26 protein-coding genes are annotated in these 25,906 nt (G+C 30.0%); 22 read left to right on the plus strand and 4 right to left on the minus strand.

Annotated features, from left to right (window positions below; translation table 11 throughout):
* Positions 1-4 precede the first annotated feature (4 nt).
* Entirely contained in the window at positions 5-745 is a 741-nt protein-coding gene (locus tag ABXT66_RS04760) for a sulfite exporter TauE/SafE family protein (RefSeq protein WP_443644515.1), read from the minus strand.
* Positions 746-832: 87 nt separating this feature from the next.
* Between ABXT66_RS04760 and ABXT66_RS04765 the strand changes: the two genes are divergently transcribed.
* Complete coding sequence (locus ABXT66_RS04765; RefSeq protein WP_443644516.1) at positions 833-1,408, plus strand: nitroreductase family protein; 576 nt, start codon at positions 833-835, stop codon at positions 1,406-1,408.
* Between the two features lie 2 nt (positions 1,409-1,410).
* Here the strand turns inward: ABXT66_RS04765 and ABXT66_RS04770 are convergent, their stop codons facing one another.
* Positions 1,411-2,391: a threonine/serine dehydratase gene (locus tag ABXT66_RS04770; protein ID WP_443644517.1), complete on the minus strand. Its 981-nt coding sequence runs from the start codon at positions 2,389-2,391 to the stop codon at positions 1,411-1,413.
* A 96-nt stretch (positions 2,392-2,487) separates the two neighbouring features.
* Here ABXT66_RS04770 and dapA point away from each other — a divergent pair, with 96 nt between their 5' ends.
* From dapA to ABXT66_RS04860, 18 genes are all read left to right on the plus strand, one after another.
* The gene (gene dapA / locus ABXT66_RS04775; RefSeq protein WP_443644518.1) at positions 2,488-3,363 is read left to right on the plus strand and encodes a 4-hydroxy-tetrahydrodipicolinate synthase; all 876 of its coding nucleotides are present in this window, start codon (positions 2,488-2,490) and stop codon (positions 3,361-3,363) included.
* 13 nt (positions 3,364-3,376) lie between these two features.
* On the plus strand, positions 3,377-3,859 hold the full coding sequence (smpB, locus tag ABXT66_RS04780; RefSeq protein WP_443644519.1) for an SsrA-binding protein SmpB: 483 nt from the start codon (positions 3,377-3,379) through the stop codon (positions 3,857-3,859).
* A gap of 37 nt (positions 3,860-3,896) precedes the next feature.
* Positions 3,897-4,403 carry a 2-amino-4-hydroxy-6-hydroxymethyldihydropteridine diphosphokinase gene (gene folK, locus ABXT66_RS04785; RefSeq protein WP_443644520.1) on the plus strand — a complete coding sequence of 169 codons (507 nt, stop codon included), beginning with the start codon at positions 3,897-3,899 and terminating at the stop codon, positions 4,401-4,403.
* Between the two features lie 61 nt (positions 4,404-4,464).
* The gene (gene rpoZ, locus ABXT66_RS04790; protein WP_443644521.1) at positions 4,465-4,869 is read left to right on the plus strand and encodes a DNA-directed RNA polymerase subunit omega; all 405 of its coding nucleotides are present in this window, start codon (positions 4,465-4,467) and stop codon (positions 4,867-4,869) included.
* A gap of 83 nt (positions 4,870-4,952) precedes the next feature.
* Complete coding sequence (locus tag ABXT66_RS04795; protein WP_443644522.1) at positions 4,953-7,070, plus strand: RelA/SpoT family protein; 2,118 nt, start codon at positions 4,953-4,955, stop codon at positions 7,068-7,070.
* Positions 7,071-7,077: 7 nt separating this feature from the next.
* Positions 7,078-7,590 (plus strand): DUF2062 domain-containing protein, encoded by a 513-nt coding sequence (locus tag ABXT66_RS04800; protein WP_443644523.1) that lies wholly within the window; start codon positions 7,078-7,080, stop codon positions 7,588-7,590.
* Position 7,591: 1 nt separating this feature from the next.
* Complete coding sequence (locus ABXT66_RS04805; protein WP_443644524.1) at positions 7,592-8,329, plus strand: pyridoxine 5'-phosphate synthase; 738 nt, start codon at positions 7,592-7,594, stop codon at positions 8,327-8,329.
* Positions 8,326-8,733: a holo-ACP synthase gene (gene acpS, locus ABXT66_RS04810; RefSeq protein ID WP_443644525.1), complete on the plus strand. Its 408-nt coding sequence runs from the start codon at positions 8,326-8,328 to the stop codon at positions 8,731-8,733. Before ABXT66_RS04805 ends, acpS begins: the two co-directional genes overlap by 4 nt.
* Positions 8,734-8,785: 52 nt before the next feature.
* Positions 8,786-9,535 carry a signal peptidase I gene (lepB, locus tag ABXT66_RS04815; RefSeq protein WP_443644526.1) on the plus strand — a complete coding sequence of 250 codons (750 nt, stop codon included), beginning with the start codon at positions 8,786-8,788 and terminating at the stop codon, positions 9,533-9,535.
* On the plus strand, positions 9,535-10,206 hold the full coding sequence (gene rnc / locus ABXT66_RS04820; RefSeq protein ID WP_443644527.1) for a ribonuclease III: 672 nt from the start codon (positions 9,535-9,537) through the stop codon (positions 10,204-10,206). The genes lepB and rnc overlap by 1 nt, the downstream gene beginning before the upstream one ends.
* A 29-nt stretch (positions 10,207-10,235) precedes the next feature.
* Positions 10,236-11,159, plus strand: coding sequence for a GTPase Era (gene era, locus ABXT66_RS04825; RefSeq protein ID WP_443644528.1), 924 nt, complete (start codon positions 10,236-10,238; stop codon positions 11,157-11,159).
* Positions 11,152-11,910, plus strand: a complete 759-nt coding sequence (recO, locus tag ABXT66_RS04830; protein WP_443644529.1) for a DNA repair protein RecO — start codon at positions 11,152-11,154, stop codon at positions 11,908-11,910. The genes era and recO overlap by 8 nt, the downstream gene beginning before the upstream one ends.
* A 19-nt stretch (positions 11,911-11,929) precedes the next feature.
* Positions 11,930-13,777, plus strand: a complete 1,848-nt coding sequence (gene parC / locus ABXT66_RS04835) for a DNA topoisomerase IV subunit A (protein WP_443644530.1) — start codon at positions 11,930-11,932, stop codon at positions 13,775-13,777.
* Between the two features lie 9 nt (positions 13,778-13,786).
* Positions 13,787-14,143 (plus strand): hypothetical protein, encoded by a 357-nt coding sequence (locus ABXT66_RS04840; RefSeq protein ID WP_443644531.1) that lies wholly within the window; start codon positions 13,787-13,789, stop codon positions 14,141-14,143.
* Between the two features lie 112 nt (positions 14,144-14,255).
* Positions 14,256-15,356 carry a TRAP transporter substrate-binding protein gene (locus tag ABXT66_RS04845; RefSeq protein WP_443644532.1) on the plus strand — a complete coding sequence of 367 codons (1,101 nt, stop codon included), beginning with the start codon at positions 14,256-14,258 and terminating at the stop codon, positions 15,354-15,356.
* Positions 15,357-15,443: 87 nt separating this feature from the next.
* On the plus strand, positions 15,444-16,430 hold the full coding sequence (locus ABXT66_RS04850; RefSeq protein WP_443644533.1) for a TRAP transporter small permease subunit: 987 nt from the start codon (positions 15,444-15,446) through the stop codon (positions 16,428-16,430).
* 15 nt (positions 16,431-16,445) lie between these two features.
* Positions 16,446-19,109, plus strand: a complete 2,664-nt coding sequence (locus ABXT66_RS04855) for a TRAP transporter large permease subunit (protein ID WP_443644534.1) — start codon at positions 16,446-16,448, stop codon at positions 19,107-19,109.
* Between the two features lie 23 nt (positions 19,110-19,132).
* On the plus strand, positions 19,133-20,725 hold the full coding sequence (locus ABXT66_RS04860; RefSeq protein WP_443644535.1) for a gamma-glutamyltransferase family protein: 1,593 nt from the start codon (positions 19,133-19,135) through the stop codon (positions 20,723-20,725).
* 2 nt (positions 20,726-20,727) lie between these two features.
* Here the strand turns inward: ABXT66_RS04860 and ABXT66_RS04865 are convergent, their stop codons facing one another.
* Complete coding sequence (locus ABXT66_RS04865) at positions 20,728-21,447, minus strand: arginyltransferase (protein ID WP_443644536.1); 720 nt, start codon at positions 21,445-21,447, stop codon at positions 20,728-20,730.
* A 31-nt stretch (positions 21,448-21,478) separates the two neighbouring features.
* Entirely contained in the window at positions 21,479-22,507 is a 1,029-nt protein-coding gene (hemB, locus tag ABXT66_RS04870; protein ID WP_443644537.1) for a porphobilinogen synthase, read from the minus strand.
* 113 nt (positions 22,508-22,620) lie between these two features.
* Between hemB and proS the strand changes: the two genes are divergently transcribed.
* From proS to ABXT66_RS04885, 3 genes are read left to right on the plus strand one after another with little or no spacing between them, the layout of a single operon-like run.
* Positions 22,621-23,946, plus strand: a complete 1,326-nt coding sequence (gene proS, locus ABXT66_RS04875; protein ID WP_443644538.1) for a proline--tRNA ligase — start codon at positions 22,621-22,623, stop codon at positions 23,944-23,946.
* Between the two features lies 1 nt (position 23,947).
* Complete coding sequence (locus tag ABXT66_RS04880; protein ID WP_443644539.1) at positions 23,948-25,207, plus strand: lipoprotein-releasing ABC transporter permease subunit; 1,260 nt, start codon at positions 23,948-23,950, stop codon at positions 25,205-25,207.
* Positions 25,200-25,892: an ABC transporter ATP-binding protein gene (locus ABXT66_RS04885; RefSeq protein ID WP_443644540.1), complete on the plus strand. Its 693-nt coding sequence runs from the start codon at positions 25,200-25,202 to the stop codon at positions 25,890-25,892. The genes ABXT66_RS04880 and ABXT66_RS04885 overlap by 8 nt, the downstream gene beginning before the upstream one ends.
* The last annotated feature ends 14 nt before the right edge of the window (positions 25,893-25,906 follow it).

The raw sequence follows: 25,906 nt of genomic DNA on the forward strand, positions 1-25,906 counted from the left end.
TTTTTTATAAAGTTTTAACTAATAAAGAAAATCCAAGTATTATTAAAGTTATCAAAATACATATTCTAAATTGCTTTTGGTTAAACTTATCTCTTATTTTTGTTCCTACTTGTTGGGCAATAAATGCTGGTATAATTAAGATTAAACTAAATATAAGATCTTCTTTAGTAGCAAATCCATAATATATTAAAGATCCATATAGAGGAAACGATCCAATAAAATACATAGTGGAAACTGTTCTCACAAATTTCTCTTTTGGTAAATCGATCGCAACTAAGTATGCTAACATTGGTGGCCCATAGAACGTAGATAAACCTCCTAAAATACCAGACCCAAAACCTATAAGAGATGTAATAGTATTCTCATGATTTTTATTAATGTTTTTTATTTTTATTCCAAAACAATTTACTAATGCTGCAAAAATAATTGAAACTGCAATTATCTGTGTGATTGTATTTACATCAATTTCAAGAATAAGACGTGCGCCTATAATTAAGCCTATAATTAAACTTAAAAACATTGGTAAAAATCTATAACTACTTACACCTTGTCTAAACTTAATTTGTAAAAAATTAGTTAAGAATATAGGTGCGCAAAGAAGTATCATTGCCGTTGTTGGCGGAATAATAAATGCAATTATGGGTAGTGCAACCATAGGCATTCCAAATCCAAGGGTTCCTTTTACTAAACCACCTGCTAATACAGCCAATATAATTATAATAATAATTGTTGGATCATTATACATTGTTAAATTTTCAAAAGTATGTAATTAAAATATAACATTTGTATTATTATTTTTAACAAGTAAAGCTTTTTATAGTAAATTAACTAAATGAAAAATATAATAAAATTTTTACAATGCAGAAGATCAATAACTGCTAAAAATATGATCTGCAATCAAGTAAATGAAGATGATCTGGATGATATTTTAAGCTGTGGCATCAGAGTACCAGATCACGGTGCTTTAAATCCTTGGGAACTAATTGCTATCAAGGGAGACGCAAAACTAAGGATTGGTAATGATATTTTAGCAGAAGAATATCAATTAAATAACCCTGATGCATCTGAAGATGAAATCAATTACGAACGAAGTAGGCTTTGTAGGGCAAGCGTTGTTATTGCCGTTTTGTTTAAACCAGTTTCACATCCTAAAATACCTTTTTGGGAGATGCAATTGTCATCCGGTGCTGTTTGTTCTAATCTTCTTATAGCTGCTCAATCTCTAGGTTATGCTGCTCAATGGTTAACTGAATGGTATGCGTATAACAATTCAATGATTAAAGAGCTTGGAGGCAATCCTGACACTGATAAAATAGCAGGATTTATATATATTGGTGATAAAGATAAAACACCCGTTGAAAGAAGAAGACCTAGTAAAGAAAAAGTAATAAGATATATTACTTCTTAATTCTAAATAGATTGTGTTTTAAGGCAACTTTCGAAAACATTTTTGTCTACATTTCCACCTGATGCAATTACTAAAACATTTTTATTATTAATATTTATTTTGTTTGAAATTGCAGCGGCTAAGGCTACTGCTCCACCTGGCTCTAGTACGATTTTAAAATATTTGTATGCTGAATGCATTGCAATCAACGCTTCTTCATCAGTAACTGAAATTCCTGAGGTAAGATTTTTTTTATTAATAGGAAAAGTAATGTCTCCAGGTTTATTGGCTAAAAGGGCATCACATATAGATGTATTGATCATAGAGTTTACTATTATTTTATTTTCTAAAAGTGATTTTTTAGTATCATCAAAATGTTCTGGTTCAACTGAGTAGATATTAGTATTTTTAAATTTAGCCTTAACAGCTGTACTTAAACCGGCAATTAATCCACCACCTCCACAACAACATAAAACAATATCTGGAATAACTCCAATGTCTGTTAATTGCTCATTACATTCTAATCCAGCAGTACCTTGTCCAGTTATTACATTTATATCATCAAAGGGAGGTATTATTGTAGCATTTAGCTTTTTAGCATATTTTCTTCCAATTTGTTCTCTGGATTCATTTGTTCTGTCATATGTTACTATTGAAGGTCCCCAAAAAGCAGTACCATCTAATTTGGCTTGAGGAGAATCTTTAGGCATTATTATTGTTGCTTTTCGACCTGTTATTTTAGCTGCTGCGGCAACCGCTTGTGCATGATTTCCACTTGACCAAGCTACAACTTGTTTTTCTTCCTTTGATAATTGTAAAATAGTATTCATTGCTCCTCTAAATTTAAATGCACCTCCTGTCTGAAGGTTTTCTGCTTTTAAAAATAATTTAGTATTGAAATTTTTGTCGATGTAGTCGGATCTTAATAAGGGAGTTTTTACTATTTTCCCTTTTAACCTTTTAGCGGCATTTAATATTGTTTCTAACGATACGTTATTTTCCATAATTAATTAAATCCTAAAATAATCTTTATAGTTAACCTTGTTAATTTTAAATGAGATGTCTATGATATACAAACGTTATTTATATTGGAGAATTTTATGCTTTTTCATAGTTCGTACACGGCTCTTTTAACGCCATTTAAAGATAATAAAGTTGATTATTCATCTTACAAAGAACTAATTGATTTCCAGATAAACAATGGAACACATGGATTAGTTCCCGTTGGAACGACGGGAGAATCTCCAACATTATCTCACGATGAACATAAAAAATTAATTGAAGTTTGTATTGAGCAATCAAATGGAAGAGTTCCTGTTATTGCGGGTGCGGGCTCAAACTCAACTTCTGAAGCTGTTGATTTCGTTAAACATGCATGTTCTGCAGGTGCTGATGGTTTATTAGTTGTGACACCTTATTATAATAAACCAACTCAATCTGGGCTTTTAGCTCATTATAATGAATTAATTAAACATGCCTCTAAACCTATCATTATATATGATATTCCCGGTCGTTCAGTTATTCAAATGACTGATGAAACAATGGCAAAATTAGCTCAAGATCAATTTATTGTTGGAGTTAAGGATGCAACCGCTGATTTAACTAGACCTACAAGATTACAAAATATTATTGGTGATAATTTCATTCAATTATCAGGTGAAGATGGAACAGCTTTAGCTTATTTAGCTGCGGGGGGGCATGGGTGTATTTCTGTAACAGCCAATATTGCACCTAATTTATTATCACGAATGCACAACGCTTGGAAGCAAGGTGATATTAATACTGCTCAAGAAATTAATAAAAAATTAATGCCTTTACATGACGCTCTTTTTTGTGAAACAAGTCCAGGTCCATTGAAATATGCTGCTTCTTTATTAGGAATTTGTTCATCTGATGCAAGGTTGCCTATAGTAGAAATTGAAGAAGATAGTAAGTTGAAGGTTAAAGACGCCCTTAAAAAAACAGGTTTGATTTAAATAGAAACCTATAATGAAAAAAACTGTTTCAAAAAGTATATCTCACGGTAGAATTGCAGAAAATAGAAGAGCTAAATTTGATTATTCTATTGTAGATACAATTGAGGCTGGAATTGTATTATTAGGTAGTGAGGTTAAAAGCTTGAGGCTTGGTAGGGCTAGTATTGCCGAGGCATATGCAACCGAAGAATATGGTCATGTTGTTTTAATAAATTCTAATATTCCTGAATATAGTTCTGCTGCATTAGGTCAAAATCACGAACCTAAACGTGTAAGAAGATTATTAATACATAAAAAAGAAAAAAATAAAATTTTAGGCCAAATTAAAAAAGATGGATGTACCGTTGTGCCATTAAGTCTTTTTTTTAATCAAAGAGGTTTAGCGAAAATTTCTCTTGGTATTGCTGAAGGTAAGAAAAAAGTAGATAAAAGAGAAGTGATTAAAAAACGAGATTGGGATAGAGAAAAGCATAGACTTTTAAAAAATAATAATTAAACCTCTAATCAATCCAAGAGATAGTTTTATATATATAATGAGCCACAAGAAAATAATAGTTGCTATTGGTGGAAATTTACACTCAAAAAATGGCCTTCATCCAGTTGAAATTTGCCAAGAAGCAATTAAATCATTGAAATCTATGTCAATTATTGTTGAAAAACAATCAAGTTGGTATCGTTCTGATCCTATTCCAAAAAGTGATCAACCTAAATTTTTTAATAGTGTCTTAGTAGCAAGCACGACTTTAAATGAACTTGACGTTCTTAACTCATTACACGTTATTGAAAAAAAATTTGGTAGAATAAGAAAAAATATAAATGAGGCGCGTATAATTGATTTAGATTTAATAGATTATTCTTCTAAAATACACGATAGTAAAGACATTATTCTTCCTCATCCAAGAGCACACTTAAGAAGATTTGTTATGCAACCTTTGTATGAAATAGAAAAAAAATGGATTCATCCAATATTGAAAACTAATGTGGAAGAAATTTTAAAGCAATTGGACCAACAAGAATTAGAATTATTCTCAGAATTATAAATAATAAATTGATTTTTTTTAATTAATTCTTTAGAAGAACATTCATAAAAGGAGTTTATTAATGGCACGTGTGACAGTTGAAGATTGTATTAAAAAGATATCAAATAGATTTGATCTAGTTGTAGCAGCAGCCCAACGTTCACGAGAAATCTCTAATGGTATGCCAATTGAAGTCGAAAGAGACAATGATAAAAACCCTGTTGTTTCTCTTAGAGAAATTGCATCTGATGCAGTTGATCATAAGACTTTAGAGGATAGATTTATAAAATCTATGCAAAAAAATATAATTAGAGAAGAAGCTAATATTGAAGATGATGTCTCTTTAGAAGATGAATTTGCGGCTTATTTAAATGAAGCTAAGAAAGAAACGCCTTCTAACGATAGTTTCATGATGAATAATAATAAAATTGACGATGAGTCATCATTTGAAGATATTTCACAGACTTTGTTAAACGATGAAGATTGATTTATCTAATTAGTTTTACATATAATAAATAATTTATATATTTGATATATAAATTATTTATTATATAGAAAAATATATATCAAATGGATCCGACTGCTAATAAGCTTTATAATAAAATTTCAAAATATGATAGCTTTGCCTCAAAAGAAGTTATAAATAAAGCATTTATTATATCAAAAAAGGCTCATGCTAATCAGTATAGATCTAGTGGTGAACAATATTTTACTCATCCTTTAGCTGTTGCTAATGTTTTGATAGATATGAAATTGGACTCCTCTACTATAATAACAGCATTGCTTCATGACGTGGTAGAAGATAGTGATGTCTCATTAGATTTAATAAAAAATGAATTTGGCGAAGAAATTTCAAAATTAGTTGACGGAGTTACCAAATTATCAAAATTGGATATAAGGTTTGGATCAGCACAAGCTGAAAATTTTAGAAAGCTCCTTTTAGCATCGTCTGATGACATAAGAGTTCTTTTAGTAAAGTTAGCCGATAGACTTCATAATATTAGGACTATAAAGGGAATTCAAAATGATAAAAAAAGGTCAAGAATTTGTTATGAAACGTTAGAAATTTTTGCACCTTTAGCAGAACGTCTTGGTATAAATGCTATTCAAAGAGAATTAGAGGATCGTTGTTTTGCAGAACTTAATCCAGAAACAAGAGACTCTATTTTAAAAAGACTAAAATTAATTTATTCTCAGGATGAGTTTAATATTCCTATTATTACAAAAGAATTGGAAAATTTTTTAAAAAAAAACAACATAAATTGTATGATTTCAGGTCGAGTCAAAAGCAGCTATTCTATTTGGAAGAAAATGCAATTCAAAAATTTGAGTATGGATCAATTGTCCGATATTATGGCTTTTAGAATAATAGTAGATGATGTTAATGAATGTTATACTACTCTTGGATTACTTCATCAAAAATATTCAGCTATTATGGGTAGGTTTAAAGATTATATATCTGCGCCAAAACGAAATGGATATCAATCGCTTCATTCAAGTTTAATTGGTCCAAAAAAAACAAGAATTGAAGTTCAAATTCGAACATCTGTCATGAATGAATTTGCTCTTAATGGAGTAGCGGCGCATTGGATTTATAAAGAAGGTGCTAAATCATCAGAGACAATTAGATATAAATGGGTGAGGGAACTTATTCAGGTTTTAGAAGAAAGTAGTGAGCCAGAAGAGTTTCTAGAGAACACTAAATTAGAAATGTATAATGATCAGGTTTTTAGCTTTACCCCTAAAGGTAATTTAATAATTCTACCAAAAGGTGCAAATGCTGTTGATTTTTCCTACGCTGTTCATTCAGAAGTTGGTAATGCTGCTGTTGGAGCAAAAATTAATAATAAAAACAGATTGATAACTACAGAAATTAAAAATGGAGATCAAGTTGAAATATTAACATCAAAAAATGGTTTTCCAGATCCAAAATGGGTTAATAGTTGTATTACTGGAAAAGCTAAATCAGGTATAAAACGATTTATAAAAAATAGAGAAATTAAAGAATTTTTGCATCTAGGAACTGCTTTACTTCAAAAAGAATATAGGCAACAGAATAAAAGGATGCATGAAAAAAGTTTGATTAAAGTCATTAATGAATTTGGTCTTTCTGACTTGCAAGAGTTATTAATTGAAATTGGTAAAGGTAATATTAATTCAAGAAACGTAATAACTTTCTTGTATCCTGATAAAAAAAAGGTGTCGCCAACCTTACCATCATTAAAAAAACCATCGTCTCATGATAGTGTTAAACTCAAGGGAGTTATCCCAGGAATGGCAATTCATTATGCTCATTGTTGTCACCCATTACCTGGTGAAAGAATTGTGGGAATTGTTACCACAGGAAAAGGAATTACTGTTCATGCGTTGGATTGTTTCTCACTTGAAAAATTTAATGATATGCCAGAAATGTGGCTTGAAATATCCTGGGAAAGAGAGGGTGACACTTTTCACAAAGGAAGTCTAGTAGCAGTGCTAGCCAATGAACCAGGAAGCTTAGCAGAAATAACCAAAATAATTAGTACTAACAATGGTAATATTTCTAATATTCAAGTAATATCTAGGGATATAGATTTTTATAAGTTCAATATAGATTTAGAAATAAAAAACATTAATCATTTAAATCAGATAATAGCGGCAATGAGATTGTCACAATTTGTTGAGAATGTTGAAAGAGGCAAAGATTAGGAAAATTTTGTTAAATAAAATTTTTTATTATCCTAAATTATTAATCAAAAAGGTAGAGAGGCTTATTTACTTTTATAAATTGAAATTAGCTCGATTACCAGCCTCCTCTTATGCAATTGCTTCAGGTTTTGCATGTGGTTCAATGGTTTCATTTACCCCACTTTTGGGTTTTCATTTTTTATTAGCTATATTTTTTGCTTTTCTTATCAGAGGCAATGTTATTGCATCTTTGATTGGAACATTCATTGGTAACCCATTAACTTTTCCATTTATTTGGAGTTTAATTTATAATGTAGGAATTTTTATAACATCAAAAAATCAACGAATTTTAAATTCAGAGATTAGTATTGATATGATTTTAAATCAAACTTACGAAATCTTTATTCCCATGTTAATAGGAGGGGCTATTATATCATTTCCAATATGGTTAATAACATTTTTAGTTACGTATAGCTTTGTTTCATCTTATAAAAAATCAAAAGCTAAGAAAAAATCACATAATAACTTAAAGGATATATAATTTGATTAACAACATTCGATTGGGAGTTAATATTGATCACGTGGCGACATTAAGAAACGCAAGAGGTGGTAATGATCCTCAAATCACTAGAGCTGCAATAATAGCTGAAAATGCAGGTGCAGATTTAATTACTGTTCACGTAAGAGAAGATAGAAGGCATGTAAATGAAAATGATTTAAAATCTATATTAAGCGTTATCAAAATACCACTTAATTTAGAAATAGCAGCAAACCCTGATATGATAGAGATCGCAAATAGATATAAACCACATTCAGTATGTTTTGTTCCGGAGAATAGGAAAGAAATAACTACTGAAGGGGGATTAGATGTAAGTAAAAATTTTAACAAGCTTGAAAAACTTGTTAAAGATGAACTAGATAATGATATTAATGTTACTCTTTTTATTGACCCTGATAAAGACCAAATAATTGCAACTAAAGATCTTGGGGTAAAAGTTGTTGAACTTCATACAGGAGCATATGCTGAAGGATACGGTATGCAATTAAATATAGAGACTGAACTAAATAAAATTAAAGAGGCTGTACAAATAGCAAATGATTTTAATATTAATTGCCATGCAGGTCATGGCTTGAATTTTGAGAACGTTTCTTTAATTGCATCAATTCCTAATATAAAAGAGTTAAATATTGGCCATTTTTTAATTAGTGATGCAATCTTTAATGGATTAGAAAATTCTATTTTTAAAATGAAAAAGATTATTAAAGAATCTACCATATGATATTTGGAATAGGTACAGATATTCTTGAAATTTCGAGAATAGATAAAATTTTAAAAAAATATAATCAAACATTTGTGGTTAGAATTTTTGGCACTAATGAAATAAAAATCATTGAAAACAAATCAAAAAACATTAGCTTGTTTTTAGGTAAGAGATTTGCGGCTAAGGAAGCTGTTTGGAAAGCTCTAAGTCCAAAAAGAGGTGATGGTTTGGTTTTTAAAGAAATAGAGATTCTTAATAACCTAAATGGAAAACCATATTTATTTTTTTCAGGTCGTACTCAAAAATATATTATGAATAAAGAAATAGAACTCAATAATAAACTTATATTTGATATCTCTATTTCCGATGAACCCCCATATGTTTTAGCTTTTGTTGTGATTTCTCTTGCTCCATTAGTTTAGGTGATGCATAAGGTAAATTTTATTATTAAAGACATTTTCAGGAGTTAAATTTATGAGTGTTTCAAAAAGTAATGGTTTAAAATCATTTAGAGAACTTTTAAAAACCCTTATGGTGGCGGGCTCTATAGCAATTGTCTTTAGGTCTATTTTTTTTGAACCATTTAATATCCCATCAGGCTCCATGATACCTACATTACTTGTAGGTGATTACTTGTTTGTTTCAAAATATTCATATGGATATTCTAAATACAGTTTCCCCTTTGGTATTGCTCCAATTGAAGGAAGAATTTTTGATAATTCACCAAAAAGAGGAGATGTAATCGTTTTTAGAAAACCAGGTGACGAGAGTATTGATTATATAAAGCGTCTTGTTGCATTACCAAATGACACCGTTCAAGTTAAAAAAGGAATTTTATTTGTTAATGGTAAACCTGTTGAAAGAATTAAAACAAATATAGGTTTTAAATTTCAAAATGGTTATGGAGACGAGAAAATTTTTATTCAATATAAAGAAAAATTTGAAGATTCCAAATTTCACTATATTATTGAATCCAGTGATACAGACCCTTTTGACGACACAATTGAATTTAAGGTACCTAAAGATAATTTTTTCTTTATGGGTGATAATAGAGATAATAGTAGAGATAGTAGAACTCCTGAAGTAGGATTTGTTCCAAAAATAAATTTGATTGGTAAAGCACAGATTATATTTTTCTCGCATAATAGTTCAGCTTCATTTTTTGAATTCTGGAAATGGCATAAATCTATAAGGTTTAAAAGAATTGGTAAGGCTATTGAATAGTGTTGATTAATGATCTTCAAAAAAAAATCAATTATAAGTTTAAAGATATTAATTTATTAAAAGAAGCTTTGGTTCACTCGAGTTACGTGCCAGAAAATTCTCAAAAAAACATTAAAAATTATGAAAGATTAGAGTTTCTTGGAGATAGAGTGCTTGGATTAGTTCTTGCAGAATATTTTTTTAAACTATTTCCTGATGCTAATGAAGGAATGTTAAATAATTATTTACAAAGATATGCAAATCAAAATGCTTTAGCTGAATATGCAATAAAAATTAATTTATCTGATTTTATTAAGTTTCAAAAAGGTGATAGTTTAGAGTTTAATAAATCAGTTTTGAGTGATGTTGTTGAGTCAGTTATAGCTTCAATTTATTTAGATACAGGTTTTAACAGTTCTAAAAACTTTATTATAAATCAAATAATAGATATTGATTTAATTAACTCAGAACCAACTAAACATCCTAAATCACTTCTTCAAGAATATTCTCTGAATAAATATAAATGTTTACCAAAATATATTATTATAAATAAAACTGGCACTGACCACAAACCAAAATTCATGGTTTCAGTTAGTATTGATAAAATTAACAAAGTAGTGTCTGAAGGTTCAAGTTTAAAGAATGCAGAAGAAGCTGCTGCCTTAAAATTATTAGGTGTTCTAAAGATTTAATTTATGGATTATGGTGGTTAAATTTTATTTTGGAAAATAGACTTAAAAATAGATCAGGGTTTGTTAATATATTGGGAGTCCCGAATTCCGGAAAATCAACTTTACTCAATAAGTTAGTTGGCAGAAAAGTCTCTATTGTCTCACATAAGGTCCAAACTACAAGATTTTGTGTCAAAGGTTTGAGCGTTTGTACTCTTGAAGATGATTCACAATCACAAATAATTTTTATTGATACCCCAGGAATTTTTGCTGCAAAGAGGAGGTTAGATAAAGCTATGGTATCTGCTGCTTGGTCAGAATTGAAATATTCTGACAAAGTTGTTTTTATTCATGATATTTCTAAAAACAGATTGAATGACTACAGTATAGAAGTTATTGAAAATATTTTTAAAATCCATTCTAATGTTATTTTAGCTCTGAATAAGATAGATTTGTTATTAAAAGATAAACTTCTCGAGAGAATAGCTGAAATCAAAAAAAAATTTGACTTTGAAAAAATATTTTTAATATCAGCAAAAAATGGAAGTGGATGTGAAGATTTAAAATTATTCTTAGCTAACGCAATGCCAATACATCCTTTTATGTATGATGCAGGTACAATATCAGATTTACCACAATCTTTGTTAGCTTCAGAAATAACTAGAGAAAAATTATTCAATTTATTAAATAAAGAGCTACCTTATAATTTGATGGTTGAAACTGAGAAATGGACAGTTAATATTGATAATAGCATTCGTATAGAGCAAACCATATATGTTAATAAAGATAGTCATAAACCAATAGTATTAGGTAAATCAGGTAAAAATATTAAAAGGGTCGGTTCATTGGCTCGTGAAGAATTACAAGAGTTATTAGGCTGTAAAATTCACCTTTTTTTATTTGTAAAATTTAAAAAAAATTGGATGGATGACCCCTCTAAATACTCATCAATTGGTTTGGATTATAATGCCTGAATGGAGAGATAAAGGCATAGTGTTATCTGTTAGAAAGTATGGTGAAAAAGGAATTATAGCAAATCTTCTTACTTTAGAGCATGGAAGGCATTTAGGTTGGATTACTAATTATAACAAAAAAAATATAGCTTCTCATGTACAGCCTGGAAATTTAGTAGATATTTTTTGGAAATCTAGGTTAATTGAGCAAATGGGTAATTTTAAAATTGAATTGATTTCATCTGTTGTAGGAAAAATATTAGATGATAAAGTTAAATTACAAGCCATCTTCTCAATTTGCACATTATTAGAAAAAGTTTTACCAGAAAGACAAAAGTATTCTGAAGTTTTTAATGCAACTCAGGCTTTTATAAACCTTTTATTAATAGATGATAAAAACTCTCAAAATATGTGGGTTGAGGGATACGTGAAATGGGAAATAGGGCTTTTATCTTCAATAGGCTTTTCTCTAAATTTAAATGAATGTGCTGTTACAGGAAAAAAAAATAATCTGTATTTTGTAAGTCCTAAAACTGGAAAAGCAGTATCTAAAGAAGGAAGCGGTAAATTTGCTCCAAAGCTACTTTTATTACCCAGGTTTCTTGGTGGAGAGGATTTAATTGGTTCAAATTTCAATCAAGATATTATAGCTGGGTTAAAAATCACTTCTTATTTTTTTAAAAATAAATTATTAATATCAATTAATGATCAATCAAACACTTATTTACCTAATGCTAGAAATAGATTAATTGAAATGATTGAAAAACTTTAATTATATCAGAGTATTATACATGGATAACACCGAAATAAATGAAAAAAATATTAATCTAACAAGTTTTTCTAAAGCAATTTCAGAACGATATTTGTCATATGCACTTTCTACAATCACCTCAAGATCTCTGCCAGATGTACGAGATGGTTTGAAACCTGTACATAGGCGGGTTTTATTTGCTATGCGTCAACTTAAGTTAAATTATAATCAAGGTTATAAAAAATCTGCAAGAGTTGTTGGTGATGTCATGGGAAAATTTCATCCTCACGGCGATGGTGCTATTTATGACTCAATGGTAAGAATGGCTCAAGATTTTGCATTAAGGTACCCGTTAGTTGATGGCCAGGGTAACTTTGGTAACATTGACGGCGATAACGCAGCAGCTATGAGATATACTGAAGCACGAATGACTAAAGCCGCTGAATTACTACTTTTAGATATAGATCAAAATACTGTTGATTTTAGAGTTACTTACGATGACGAAGGGGAAGAACCAGTGGTTTTGCCTTCTGCATTTCCAAACTTATTAGCAAATGGTTCACAAGGGATTGCAGTTGGAATGGCAACATCAATTCCCCCTCATAATATTTCTGAATTATCTGACGCTTTATTACATTTAATAAAATTCCCTAATGCATCAGATAGTACTATTTCTAACTTTGTTAAAGGACCTGACTTTCCTACAGGAGGCGTTCTTGTTGAAGCAAAAGAGTCTATTGAACTATCTTATAAAACAGGTAAAGGTGGATTTAGACTTAGAGCGAGATGGAATATTGAAAAACTTAAGGCCGGACAATGGCAAATCATAGTAACTGAAATACCCTACCAAGTTCAAAAAAGTAGGTTGTTAGAAAAAATTGCAGAATTAATGGAAAGTAAAACATTACCAATGTTATCTGATATTAGAGATGAGAGTACAGAAAGTGTAAGATTAATAATTGAGCCTAAAAGCCGAAATTTATCACCTGAAATGGTTATGGAAACACTGTTTAAAAAAACTGATTTAGAAACTAAAGTTTCATTAAATTTAAATGTAATAGATGAAAAAAATGTACCTGGCGTTAAATCTCTTAAAGAAGCGTTAAAATGTTGGTTAGACCATCGACAAATTATTCTTCAAAGGAAAAGTAAGCATAGACAAAAATTAATTGAAAACAGAATTAACATTTTAAATGGTTATATAACTGTATTTTTAAATCTAGATAAAGTTATTCAAATCATAAGAGAAGAAGATAGACCTAAAGAAGTTCTAATTTCTTATTTTTCTATTAATGAAATTCAAGCTAATGCAATTTTAGACATGAGATTGAGGTCTTTAAGAAAATTAGAAGAAATTGAATTAAAAAAAGAGTTAAATCAATTACAAAACGAATTAAACAATCTAAATAATCTCTTATTAAATTTTGAAGAGCAATGGAAAATTATATATTCAGACATTAAAAATCTAAAAAAGGAATTTTTGGATATCTCAAATAGAAAAACAGATATTGGAGTGATGCCTGAGGTTGAAGATTTTAATGAAGATCAATTTATTGTTAAAGAACCAATAACAGTGATTTTATCAGAACAAGGATGGGTAAGAACACAAAAAAATCATATAGAGGACACTATAGAACTAAAATACAGAGAGGGTGATAAAGAAAAATTCAGAATACATGCTTTAAGTACTGATAAAATTGTTTTCTTTGCTGATAATGGAAGAGTTTTTTCAGTTTCTGCAAGTAAATTACCATCTGGCAGAGGTTTTGGAGAACCTATTTCTCTAACTATTGATTTAAAAGCTGATACAAAAATTATATCTTGTTTTCCTTTTTTTGATGGAAATGTCATTATAGCATCCGACACAGGGCATGGCTTTAAGACTTAGACTAAAAGTTTGATAGCGCAAACTAAATCTGGAAAACAAATTATAAATGTTAAAGGAGAAAACAAAGCTAAGCTGTGTAAAAAAATTGATGGAAATACAATTGCAGTTGTCGGTAATAATAGAAAACTGATTGTTTATTCTATTAAAGAAATACCAGAACTAAATAAAGGGAAGGGAGTTATTCTTCAAAGATATAAAGACGGTACTTTATCAGATATTATTACTTTCAATTTTGAAGATGGCATTAGTTGGAAAATGAATGGTGGTCGTCACAGAGTTGAGAAAGAATTAATGACCTGGCAAGGCAAAAGAGGTGGAGCTGGTAAAATGGTTCCAAATGGTTTCCCAAAGCCACCTTTGTTTTAATTTTACTTCACTAGTTAAATACATTTAGTTAGTAAATTTTTTGTATGTGATTTAGATTAATTATATTAAATAAATATAACGATTAAGATTTTTAACAATGGAGGATTATTTAATGAAACGTCGTGATTTTATAGGTAAAGCAGGAATAGGATTAGCTTCAGGCGTAGCTGCAGCATCTACCTTATCAACTCCAGCTTTAGCCCAATCAAAAAAAACTATTACTATTGTGTCAACATGGCCTAGAGATTTCCCAGGGTTAGGTATTTCTGCTCAAAGGTTAGCTGCAAGAATTACTGAATTATCTAAAGGTGCTCTTACCACAGAATATTTTGCAGCGGGTGAAAGAGTTGGAGCATTTGATTCTTTTGACGAAGTTGCATCCGGAAACTCTACAGCTTATATAGCAGCTGATTATTACTGGAAAGGCAAGCATCCAGCTTTTAATTATTTCACATCAGTTCCATTTGGAATGACTACAGTAGAGCATAATGCTTGGACTAAATTTAATGGTGGTCAAGAATTATGGGATGAATTGTCTGGATCTTTTGGTATTAAAGCTCTTCCTGCTGGTGCAACTGGAACTCAAGCTGGCGGTTGGTTTAACAAGGAGATTAACTCAGCTGATGATTTAAAAGGTTTAAAAATGAGAATACCTGGGTTAGGTGGTGAAGTTATGTCCAAATTAGGAGCTTCAACCGTTTCGTTACCTGGTGGTCAAATTTATGAAAACTTAGTATCAGGTTCAATAGATGCAACTGAATGGGTAGGACCTTATAATGACTATTTTATGAAGTTTTATGAAGCTGCTAAATATTACTATACGGGTGGAATGCATGAACCAGGTGGACCAATAGCTTTTGGATTTAATGCAAGTTTTTGGGGTACTTTAACTAATTGGGAAAAGGCACTAATAACTGCAGCAACAATGGAAGAAAATGCTGCTCAATTTGAAGAGTGTATGGCAAATAATGGTAAATACCTTAAAAAATTAGTTAATGAGCATGGTGTACAAATTAAATCATTTAATGATGATGTTTGGGATTCATTTGGTGAAGCTGCTGCTCAGGTATTTGAAGAAGTTAGAGACCATTCACCTTTGGCAAAGAAAATTGATGACTCTTTTCAAAAGAACTTAAGAGAAATTGGTGGTTCAATGGCAAATCTTGAAGGTGTCTTTCAAAGTCAAAGAAATAGAATACTTGGTATTATTTAGTATATCTTAGATAATTAAAAGAAGGCCAATTTTTTCTTGGCCTTCTTTATGAAAGTATAAATTTTTTAGCTTGCTTGGTTTTTTTCAATGATAAAAAATGATAAAGATTTTTTAATAAATAACTCTTACATTTTGTTTTTTAGAAGCTTTGGCTGGGTTATATTAAGTTTAATTCTCTGTTTTTTAATAAATAATATATTAGTTATTGGATTTGATTATCCTACTTTCTATAATATATTTACTAATTTTGATAAAAGTTCGTTTTTAATTTTATTTCTATACATCATTGGGATTTTTACTCCTATTTCTTTTGTACTTTTATCTTCTTCAAGTTCTTTAAGAATTGATGCAAAAAATCTTCATCATTTTAATGTTTATCTTATCAGAGCTTTTTTTTGGACAATTATATTTACTGGTTTAATAGATTTCTTTATTGCCTTTATGAGAGTTGAAAAAATTTTACCTTTCTTGTTTGATGATTATTTAACTCGTGCTCTTGGTAGATCTATTTTTGTGGGTTTATACGTGCATATACCACTTATTATACTAGGTTTTGTTATAGCCTTTTTTACTAGAACTATGGGATTTACATGGTTAGCTTTGCTAATTGTGGTTGGTGAGTTGCTAATCGTAATATCACGATTTATTTTTTCTTATGAACAATCTTTTATGGGCGATCTTGTTCGTTATTGGTATGCAGCTTTATTTCTTTATGCGTCAGCTTACACTTTATATGAAGATGGGCATGTAAGAGTGGATGTTTTTTATGCGTCTATGAAGAATAAAACAAAATCTTTTATTAATGCATTTGGATCAATATTTCTGGGTGCTTCAACTTGTATAGCAATAATTTTTTTTGGATTAGACGGAAAGCGATCTATCATTAATAGTCCAATATTAAATTTTGAAGTTACTCAAACAGGAACTGTAGGGATGTTTATAAAATATCAAATGGCAAGTTTTTTAGCTATTTTTGCTATAACAATGTTAATTCAATTTATTAGTTATTATTTTAAAAGTATTGCAGATTATAGGAATGAACCCATAATTTCTGATAATAATGAAAACAGTTAGGCTCTAGGTAATAAAATGGAATTATTATTTTTATTATTACTAATTATTATCATGGCTCTAGCTCTTGGGTCAGGTTTTCCTGTGGCTTTCGCTCTTCCAGGATCAGCAGTTTTATCAATAGTTATTGCTGGCTTGTGTGGCTATTTCTTTGAAAACGACCCTTCTGCTTATTTCCATTCTGGAAGCCCATATCAATGGCTTTCAGCGGGTGTTACAAACCTAAGAGGTGTATATTGGGAAGTAGAACGTGACACATTAATTGCAATTCCGTTATTTATATTTATGGGCATAATGCTTCAAAGATCAAAAATTGCTGAAGACTTATTAGTTACAATGGCTCAACTATTTGGTAAAATACCTGGTGGATTAGGTATTTCTGTTGTTTTTGTTGGAGCATTATTGGCTGCTACAACTGGAATAGTTGGAGCAACGGTTGTTGCGATGGGACTGATTTCATTGCCTGCAATGTTAAGAAATAATTATTCTCCGTCATTAGCAACAGGAACTATAGCTGCATCAGGCACTTTAGGTCAGATTATTCCTCCGTCAATTGTATTAATAATTTTAGCAGATCAGTTGGCATCTGCAACTGATCAAGCAGGTAGTATTAGAAAAGGACTTTATAAGGCATCAACTGGTGAAATTTCTATGCCATCTGTTTTTGATGTAACTTCTACTAGTGCGGGTGAAATGTTCTTAGGTGCGTTTGTTCCAGGTTTGTTATTGGTAGCTCTTTATATGATTTTTATATTAGCGCTTGCTACTTTCTCACCTAAAACCGCTCCACCTGTTCCATATGAAGGTAGGATGGATAGAGATTTTTGGTTAAAAGTGATTATTACTTTGTTTCCACCTCTAACTTTAATTGTATTAGTACTTGGTTCAATTATTGGAGGTATAGCAACTGTTAATCAAGCAGGAGCTATTGGCGCGGCTGGTGCCATCATAATGGCTGGTTATAGACAAACAATTAATAATCCCAAACAAGCTTTTTATCCTGCAATCATAATGTTTATCTCTCTCATAATTATATCAATACTTTTGTATAACTTTGATATGAATATTAAATCAATTAAGAACGTTAACGAAGAAATTGCTATTTATATAGGACTTGTTGCTACTTTATCTCTTGTTATTTCTTTGATTTGGAGCGGTTGGAGATTATTAGATGTTAAGAAAACTTTAAATGGAGTTATGTTAGAGACAGCAAAAACCACATCTTTAGTATTTATTATTTTATTAGGAGCTGCAATGCTGACAGCAGCATTTAGGGCATTTGGTGGCGAAGATTTAGTTAGAGACTTTTTAAACACGTTACCAGGTGGATTCTGGTCTAAATTTATAATGGTGATGATAGTAATTTTTATACTTGGTTTTTTCTTGGATTTTATTGAAATCGCTGTTGTTGTTGTTCCTATAGTTGCTCCAATTTTGTTGGCTGATCCATCAGCTAATATTACTGCCGTCTGGCTTGGTGTAATGATTGGATTAAATATACAAACTTCTTTCTTAACACCGCCATTTGGATTTGCACTCTTTTATCTCAGAGGTGTTGCTCCGGCTATTGTGAAAACTATTCAAATGTATAAAGGCGTAATACCTTTTATACTTCTTCAATTATTTGCTCTTGGCATAGTTGGTTATTATCCTGCATTAGTTAATTATCTTCCTAACAGAGTTAGTTATCTATCTGATACAGCACCACCACCAAAAAATCCTAAAATTCAATATTGTTTAGAAAAATTTGTTTCAGATAAATTAAGCTTAGTAAACAACCCCACTATCATGGCACTCAAAAAATCAAAGGAAATTAATTTTACATTGTTACCTAATGATTTAGAAAAGAAAACTTTAAAATCGATTAATAATGGTTTTGTTGCTGTTTCTCTTCTTGATGAAATTAGTAAGGCAGAAGAATTACTAAATCAAGCATCTAGTAATTATCGACCAAAGCTTTTTAAAGTAAGGCGAATTGAACAATTTGATAGAGAAATTAAACAGGAAATTAAAGCCTTAAATAATCAAATTGAAATAACAGATAGTAATCAAGAAGTTATTATAGCTACTCTCAATAAAAAATTAGAAAATTTAAAATTGCAATCAAATTTATTAATGTCACAAATACCAAATACCTGGGATAAGGATTATCAAACTTTTAATAAATTAGTTAAAAACGAAAAATTATTAAGGTCAAAATATCGAAGATCATCTGATCAATTTTATTCAGGTGTTCAAGACTTACTCATGATATTAAAAGGGAACCAAAAATTTTATAGTTTAGAAAATAGATTAAATAATTTTAAAAATAAATTATTAAGTGACCATAATAATACAAAACTAATTTTAAATGAAATTAAAAATTTAAGCAAAGAACTTTCGTCCGTAGATGATGGAGGAAAAATGAAGTCCTATTTACGTAAAATCAAAAGAAAAATTAAAAAGAAAACAGTTAAAATTGATCGTGTTATGAAAGACTTTGATAATTTGATTAAAATATATAATAAGAAAGCAAAATGGTTAGATAAAGCTGATTCTAAATTAAGAAATCAAGTTCAAAGTTTATTAAATGAGACTGCTTATACAATAGGATCAAGAAACCAAAAGAAACTTCCGAGAGAAACTGCTTTATTTATAGCTAAGTGCAACTCTGGTCATAAAGATATTTCTTTAAATTTTTGATGCTGGTATAGGTCATAGTAAAAATGCAATCCTCAAAGATGTCATTCAAAAACATGATTGTTGCTCCTCATCATTTAGCTGCTAAAACAGGATCGGATATTCTAAAAGAAGGTGGCAATGCCATTGAAGCTATGATTGCTTCTGCAGCAATGATTTCGGTTGTTTATCCCCACATGAATTCAATCGGTGGAGATAATTTTTGGTTAATTTCAGAAAAAAACAATAATATAACTGCAATAGATTCTTGTGGTGGGGTAGCTAAAAATGCAAGTAGGGATTTTTACATAAACCAAGGTTATAAATCCATACCTGCTAGGGGTCCATTGGCTGCGTTAACTGTTCCTGGTGCTGTTGCTGGTTGGAAAGCAGCATATGACTTTAGTGTAAAGAATCTTGGTGGTAAATTACCTATCAGTAGATTGTTATATGATGCGGAGCAAACTGCTAATGAAGGAGTTGCAGTAACTAACACTTTAAAAAACAATTTAAATTCAAAATTAAAACAGCTTATTGATATTCCTGGATTTAAAGATGTATATCTCAAAAATGAAAAAATTCCTGAATTAGGCGATAAAATATTATTCCCTGCAATGTCAAAAACATTTTCAAATTTAATAAAAAATGGATTAGATGATTTTTATTCTGGCGAAATCTCAAAAGATATTATATCAGATCTAAAAATTTTAGGCTCACCATTGACTGAATCTGATTTTATTAATTATAAGTCAACTTTTGTTAAACCTTTAGAATTAAAAGTAAAAGGAGCTAAATTATTTAATCTACCGCCTCCAACTCAAGGAGTTGCCTCTATAATGATATTAGGGGTACTAGAAAATTTAAACAATGTTTATGATAATGATGTTTCTTTTATCCACAATATTGTAGAAGCAACGAAAGTTGTTTTTAAAATACGAGATAAGTATATTTGTGATCCTAAATATATGGAAAAAGATGTAAATGATTTTCTTATCAATGATTTTATAAAAGATCTGTCTAAAAATGTTGATCCTAATATAGCTATGCCTTGGCCTGATGCTGCAGTTGGAGGTGATACTGTTTGGTTAGGGGCTTCTGATAATTATGGTAACTCTGTTAGTTTCATTCAAAGTATTTATTGGGAGTTTGGTTCTGGTTTGATTTTACCTAAGACTGGCATTACCATGCAGAATAGAGGTGTTAGTTTTTCTTTGGATAAAAATCATTTTAATAAACTAATGCCAGGTAGAAAGCCGTTTCATACAATTCAACCTGCTTTAGCTCATTTTGATGATGGCCGAGTTTTATCTTATGGAACAATGGGAGGAGAGGGCCAACCTCAAACTCAGGCAACTATTTTTTCAAGATATGCATATCAAAATCAAAATCTGCAAAAAGCAATTAACGAACCTAGATGGTTATTAGGAAAAACTTGGGGAGATGAAACTACATCTCTTAAAATAGAAAATAGATTTTCTAGTGAAACCATACAAAAACTTAAAAAAACAGGTCATAATATTGAAATTGTTGATGATTTTGATGAAATGATGGGTCATGCTGGTGCAATTGTAAGACATTCTGACAACTTAGTTGAAGGTGCATTTGATCAAAGAAGTGATGGGGCTGCCATAGGGGAGTAAGTTTATAAATACACCCATTCGTTATTATCTAAAATTTGCCCCGGTTTAAACCTAATTTTATAAGCCATGCTAGTAATTTGACTAATATAATAGCCTAAATATAAATATTTAAAATTATTCTTTTTTCCATATATTAAGCACTGAGAAATCATAAAATTTCCTAAACCTATTTGTTTATAATTCGGCTCAAAAAAACTGTAAACTGCTGACAAAGTAGTATCATTAACATCCAATAAAATAACACCAATCAACTTATTATACTTGTCTCTGAATTCCATTAAAAAAGTTTTAATAGGCGATGTTTCAATCATAGAAACGAAGTCATCCTCATCCATATCAGCCATTGATCCCCCATTATGTCTTTGGAATTGATATTTTTTAAAAAGATCATAATGTTCACGTGTGGCTTTATTTTCTATAATTTTGAAATTTACTTCACTTAATTTTTTGTGAATTCTTTTCAAGCTTTTAGTGAGTTCAAATTTATCTATTACAACTCTATAAGATTTGCAAGCACTGCAATTGTCGCAAACTGGTCTATACATCCAGTTCTCAACTCTTCTAAATCCATTTAACGCTAATTCATCTTGAATATCTACATTATGAGTAATATCAGTGGCAATTCTTTTCTCAACCTTACCCTCTAAATAAGGGCAAGGTGTCGCCTTTGTGAGCATATAAATAGGTTGTTCTAAAACACTTTTTGGTTTGATATCTATCATATTTTTATATACGACTTATTGAATAATAAATTTATATTTTCCTGTTGTTTAATATTTCAGCTACGTAAGGTGCAAAATATGTTATAATACCACTGCAACCAGCGCGTTTAAAGGCTATAAGACTTTCAAAAATTATTTTCTCTTCATCAAACCATCCTTTATCAATAGCTCCTTTTATCATTGAATATTCACCTGAGACTTGGTAAGCATAAGTTGGTACTTTAAAATTTTCTCTAACTTTGTGAATAATGTCTAAATATGGCATTCCTGGTTTAACTATAACCATGTCCGCTCCTTCATTCAAATCTAGTTCTATTTCTCTAAGAGCCTCATCTGAATTCTTAGGATCCATCTGATAACTATTTTTAGATTTGTTAGACAAATTTATAGATGAACCTACTGCGTCTCTGAAGGGACCGTAAAATGCAGAAGCATATTTTACAGCGTATGACATTATTTGGACATTTATAAATCCATTTTTGTCTAAAGTGTCCCTAATTAATCCTACTCGTCCATCCATCATGTCACTTGGAGCTATTATGTTGCATCCTGCTTCGGCTTGTATTAAAGATTGTTGACATAATATCTCTAGTGTTTTGTCATTATCAATATGATTGTCAATTATAACTCCGTCATGACCATGATCAGTGTACGGATCAAGAGCAACGTCGCAAATTATACCTAGTTCAGGGTTTACTTTCTTAGATATTCGAATAGCTTCACACACTAAGTTATTTTTGTTGACTGCTTCTCTTCCATCTGAAGTTTTAAGTTTATTTTCTGTTTGTGGAAAAAATGCAATAGCAGGTATATTTAATGAAGAAATATACTTAATTTCGGTTTCTAACCTATCTAAAGAAAATCTATAAATACCAGGCATAGAATTAATTTTTTCTTTTTTATTTAAACCATAAGTTATAAAAATTGGGTAAATTAAATCATCAACTGTTAAATTATTTTCTGAAACAAGTCGCCTAGAAAATTTGTGCATTCTATTTCTACGCATTCTAACTCTTGGATAGCTATTTATAGAAAATAGTTTATTATGGGGTTCTTTCATGTTGATGTCCTAACAATAATTCCATAGATTGTAATTTATACATCTATAAACTATCAATCAACTTAGTTTTGTTTAAATTAAGTATTTTAAGATACACTTAGGACCAATATAACATGTTATTATCAAATTTTTTTCTTCCAATATTAAAAGAAAATCCTAAAGAAGCAGAAATTGCCTCTCACATCTTAATGTTAAGATCAGGTATGATTCAACAATCTTCTTCAGGTATTTATTCTTGGTTGCCATTAGGAAAAATAATTTTAGATAAAATTACAGCTATTTGTAATACCGAAATGATTAATGCTGGCTCTAATGAAATATTAATGCCAACTCTACAGTCTGCAGAACTTTGGAAAGAATCTGGTAGATACGAAGATTATGGTAAAGAAATGCTTCGTATAGTAGATAGAAATCAAAGAGATTTATTGTATGGACCTACCAATGAAGAATTAGTAACTGAAATTTTTAGAACTCATATTAAAAGTTATAAAGAATTACCATTGATACTTTTTCATTCTCAATGGAAGTTCAGAGACGAATTAAGACCAAGATTCGGTGTTATGAGAGGCAGAGAATTTTTAATGAAAGATGCCTATTCATTTGATGTAGATTATGTGTCGTCTATTATCTCATATAATAAAATGTTTATTGCATACATGCAGTTATTCAAAAAAATGGGTTTAAAAGCAATACCTATGAAAGCTGACACCGGACCGATTGGAGGTGATCTAAGTCATGAGTTTATAATCATGGCTGAAACTGGAGAGAGCGAAGTTTATTTAGAAAAAGATTTTATAAATTTTGAAGGATTGTCAGGTAACGTAAATTATAATGATAATCTTCAGCCAATTGTAGACAAGTATACTTCTTTTTATGCAGCTACTGAAGAAAAACATAATCCTGAAAATTTTAATAATAATGATAATCATATAATTAAAGCAAGAGGTATTGAGGTAGGTCATATTTTTCATTTTGGACAGAAGTACTCTACTCCTATGAATGCCAACGTAAACAACTATGAAGGAAAAAACATTCCTGTTTATATGGGTTCTTATGGAGTAGGTTTATCAAGATTGGTTGGAGCAGTAATTGAAGCGAACCACGATAAGAGTGGTATAATTTGGCCTAAAGAAATTACACCATGGTATTACAACATTATTAATTTGAAAAGTGGTGACGATCAATGTGATAAAATTTGTTCAGATTTATATTCATATTTAAGAAAAAACTGTAATACTGTGCTTTATGACGATACTAATGACAGGGCCGGTGCAAAATTAGCAAAAGCTGATTTAATTGGCTTACCTTATCAAATTATTGTTGGCCCAAATGGAATTAAGGATCAACTATATGATTTGAAAAATAGAAAAAGTGGAGAAATACATAAATTGTCTTATCCTGAATTATTAAATTTTTTTAATAGTAAAAGTCTTAGATAAGTTGAGTTTTTTAATTTTTAATGAAACTGAACGAATGATTGCCTTTAGATATATTAAATCTAGACGTGTCGAAGGATTTATTTCTATATCCGCTTGGTTTTCATTACTAGGAATTATGTTAGGAGTTGCGACACTCATTGTTGTAATGTCAGTGATGAACGGTTTTAGAACTGAATTGGTTGACAGAATTTTGGGTATTAATGGGCATTTAATAATTTACAGTAAAAATGAAAGAACTATCCCTAATTATACTAAAATCATAAATAAAATCTTAGACACTCCAAACGTTGTTGCTGTTACAGCTCATCTTGAAGGTCAAGCTCTAGCTAAAAATAAAAATTCTATTTCAGGTGTTATTATTAGAGGAAGTAACTGGTCAGATTTGGCTGCAAAAAAATTATTATGGAAATCATTAAATCAATCAACAATTAGTAACTTTAAAGACAAACAAAATATAATCATGGGTTATAGATTAGGTCAAAAACTAAATCTTAAAGTTGGTGATTTTGTATCATTAATTTCTCCGAATGGAATGGAAACTGCCTTAGGTGTATTGCCAGTTAATCAAAACTTTAAGATTGGTGGTTTTTTTGATATGGGAATGTATGAGTATGATAATAATTTTATTTTTATTCCTTGGAAAAAAGCAGAACTTTTTTTATCTACTAATAATATAGCTCATGGAATAGAAGTTTTTTTAAAAGATCAAAAATTAACTTCGTCTGTGAATTTACAGTTGCAGTCTAAATTAAATAAAAACTTAATAGTTATAGATTGGAAAAAAAGAAACTCTTCATTTATGAATGCATTAGCAGTTGAAAAAAATGTTATGTTTGTAATCCTCACTCTCATAATTATAGTCGCAGCTTTCAATATTATTTCTTCAATGATTATGTTAGTACAAACAAAAAAAGCTGACATAGCTTTAATGAGAACAATGGGTGCATCACAATATTTGATTATAAAAGTATTTATGTTAACGGGATCTATAATTGGTTTTTTAGGTACTTTTGTTGGAGTTTTACTTGGAGTATTTGTTTCAATGAATATAGAGAAAATAAGACAATTAATTACTTCTATTTTTGGTCAAGAGCTTTTTTCTGCTGAAATTTATTTTTTATCAAAACTTCCATCTAATATAAATATAAATGAAGTTTTGATAGTTATATGTATTTCAATTTTTCTTACCTTATTAGCTAGTATATTTCCAGCTTGGAAGGCTTCTAAAATTTCTCCAGCTGAGGCCTTAAGATATGAGTGATAAAATAGATAAAAAAGAAATTTTAAAACTAAAGAATATCTATCATACTTACAAACAAGACAGTCAAAAAGTTAAAGTCTTAAATAATGTAAGCTTAGAAGTTTTGTCTGGTGAGATGGTCGCCTTAATAGGGCCCAGCGGCACGGGTAAATCTACATTGTTAAATATTGCAGGTTTGCTAGAAACACCAACTTCAGGAACTGTAGAACTGTTAAGCCAAGAATGTGCGAACATTAGTGAGAACATGAAAACTTCAATAAGAGGTAAAGAAGTAGGTTTTATATTTCAATCACATAGACTTTTTCAAGAATTTTCTGCAATAGAAAATGTAATGTTACCTCAATTAATAATGGGTGTTAGCAAAAAAAATGCTGAAGAAAAATCTAAAGATTTGCTGTGTGCCTTAGGTTTGGAAAAGCGCTTGCTTTTTAGACCAGCCAAATTATCAGGAGGGGAGGCTCAAAGAGTTGCAATTGCAAGATCTTTAGCAAATTCTCCAAACATAATTTTAGCTGATGAACCAACAGGTAACCTAGATCCTATTAGTGCTAAAAATGTTTATAATATATTACATAAATTAATAAAGGCATTAGGTATTGGATGTTTAATAGCAACTCATAATATTGATTTAGCTAATATAATGGATAGATGTATAACTCTAGAAAATGGTTCTTTAAAATATTAATCACTATTAGATTG

This window comes from Candidatus Levibacter sp. Uisw_134_01, assembly GCF_047717795.1.
Lineage (GTDB): Bacteria > Pseudomonadota > Alphaproteobacteria > Puniceispirillales > Marisalimonadaceae > Marisalimonas.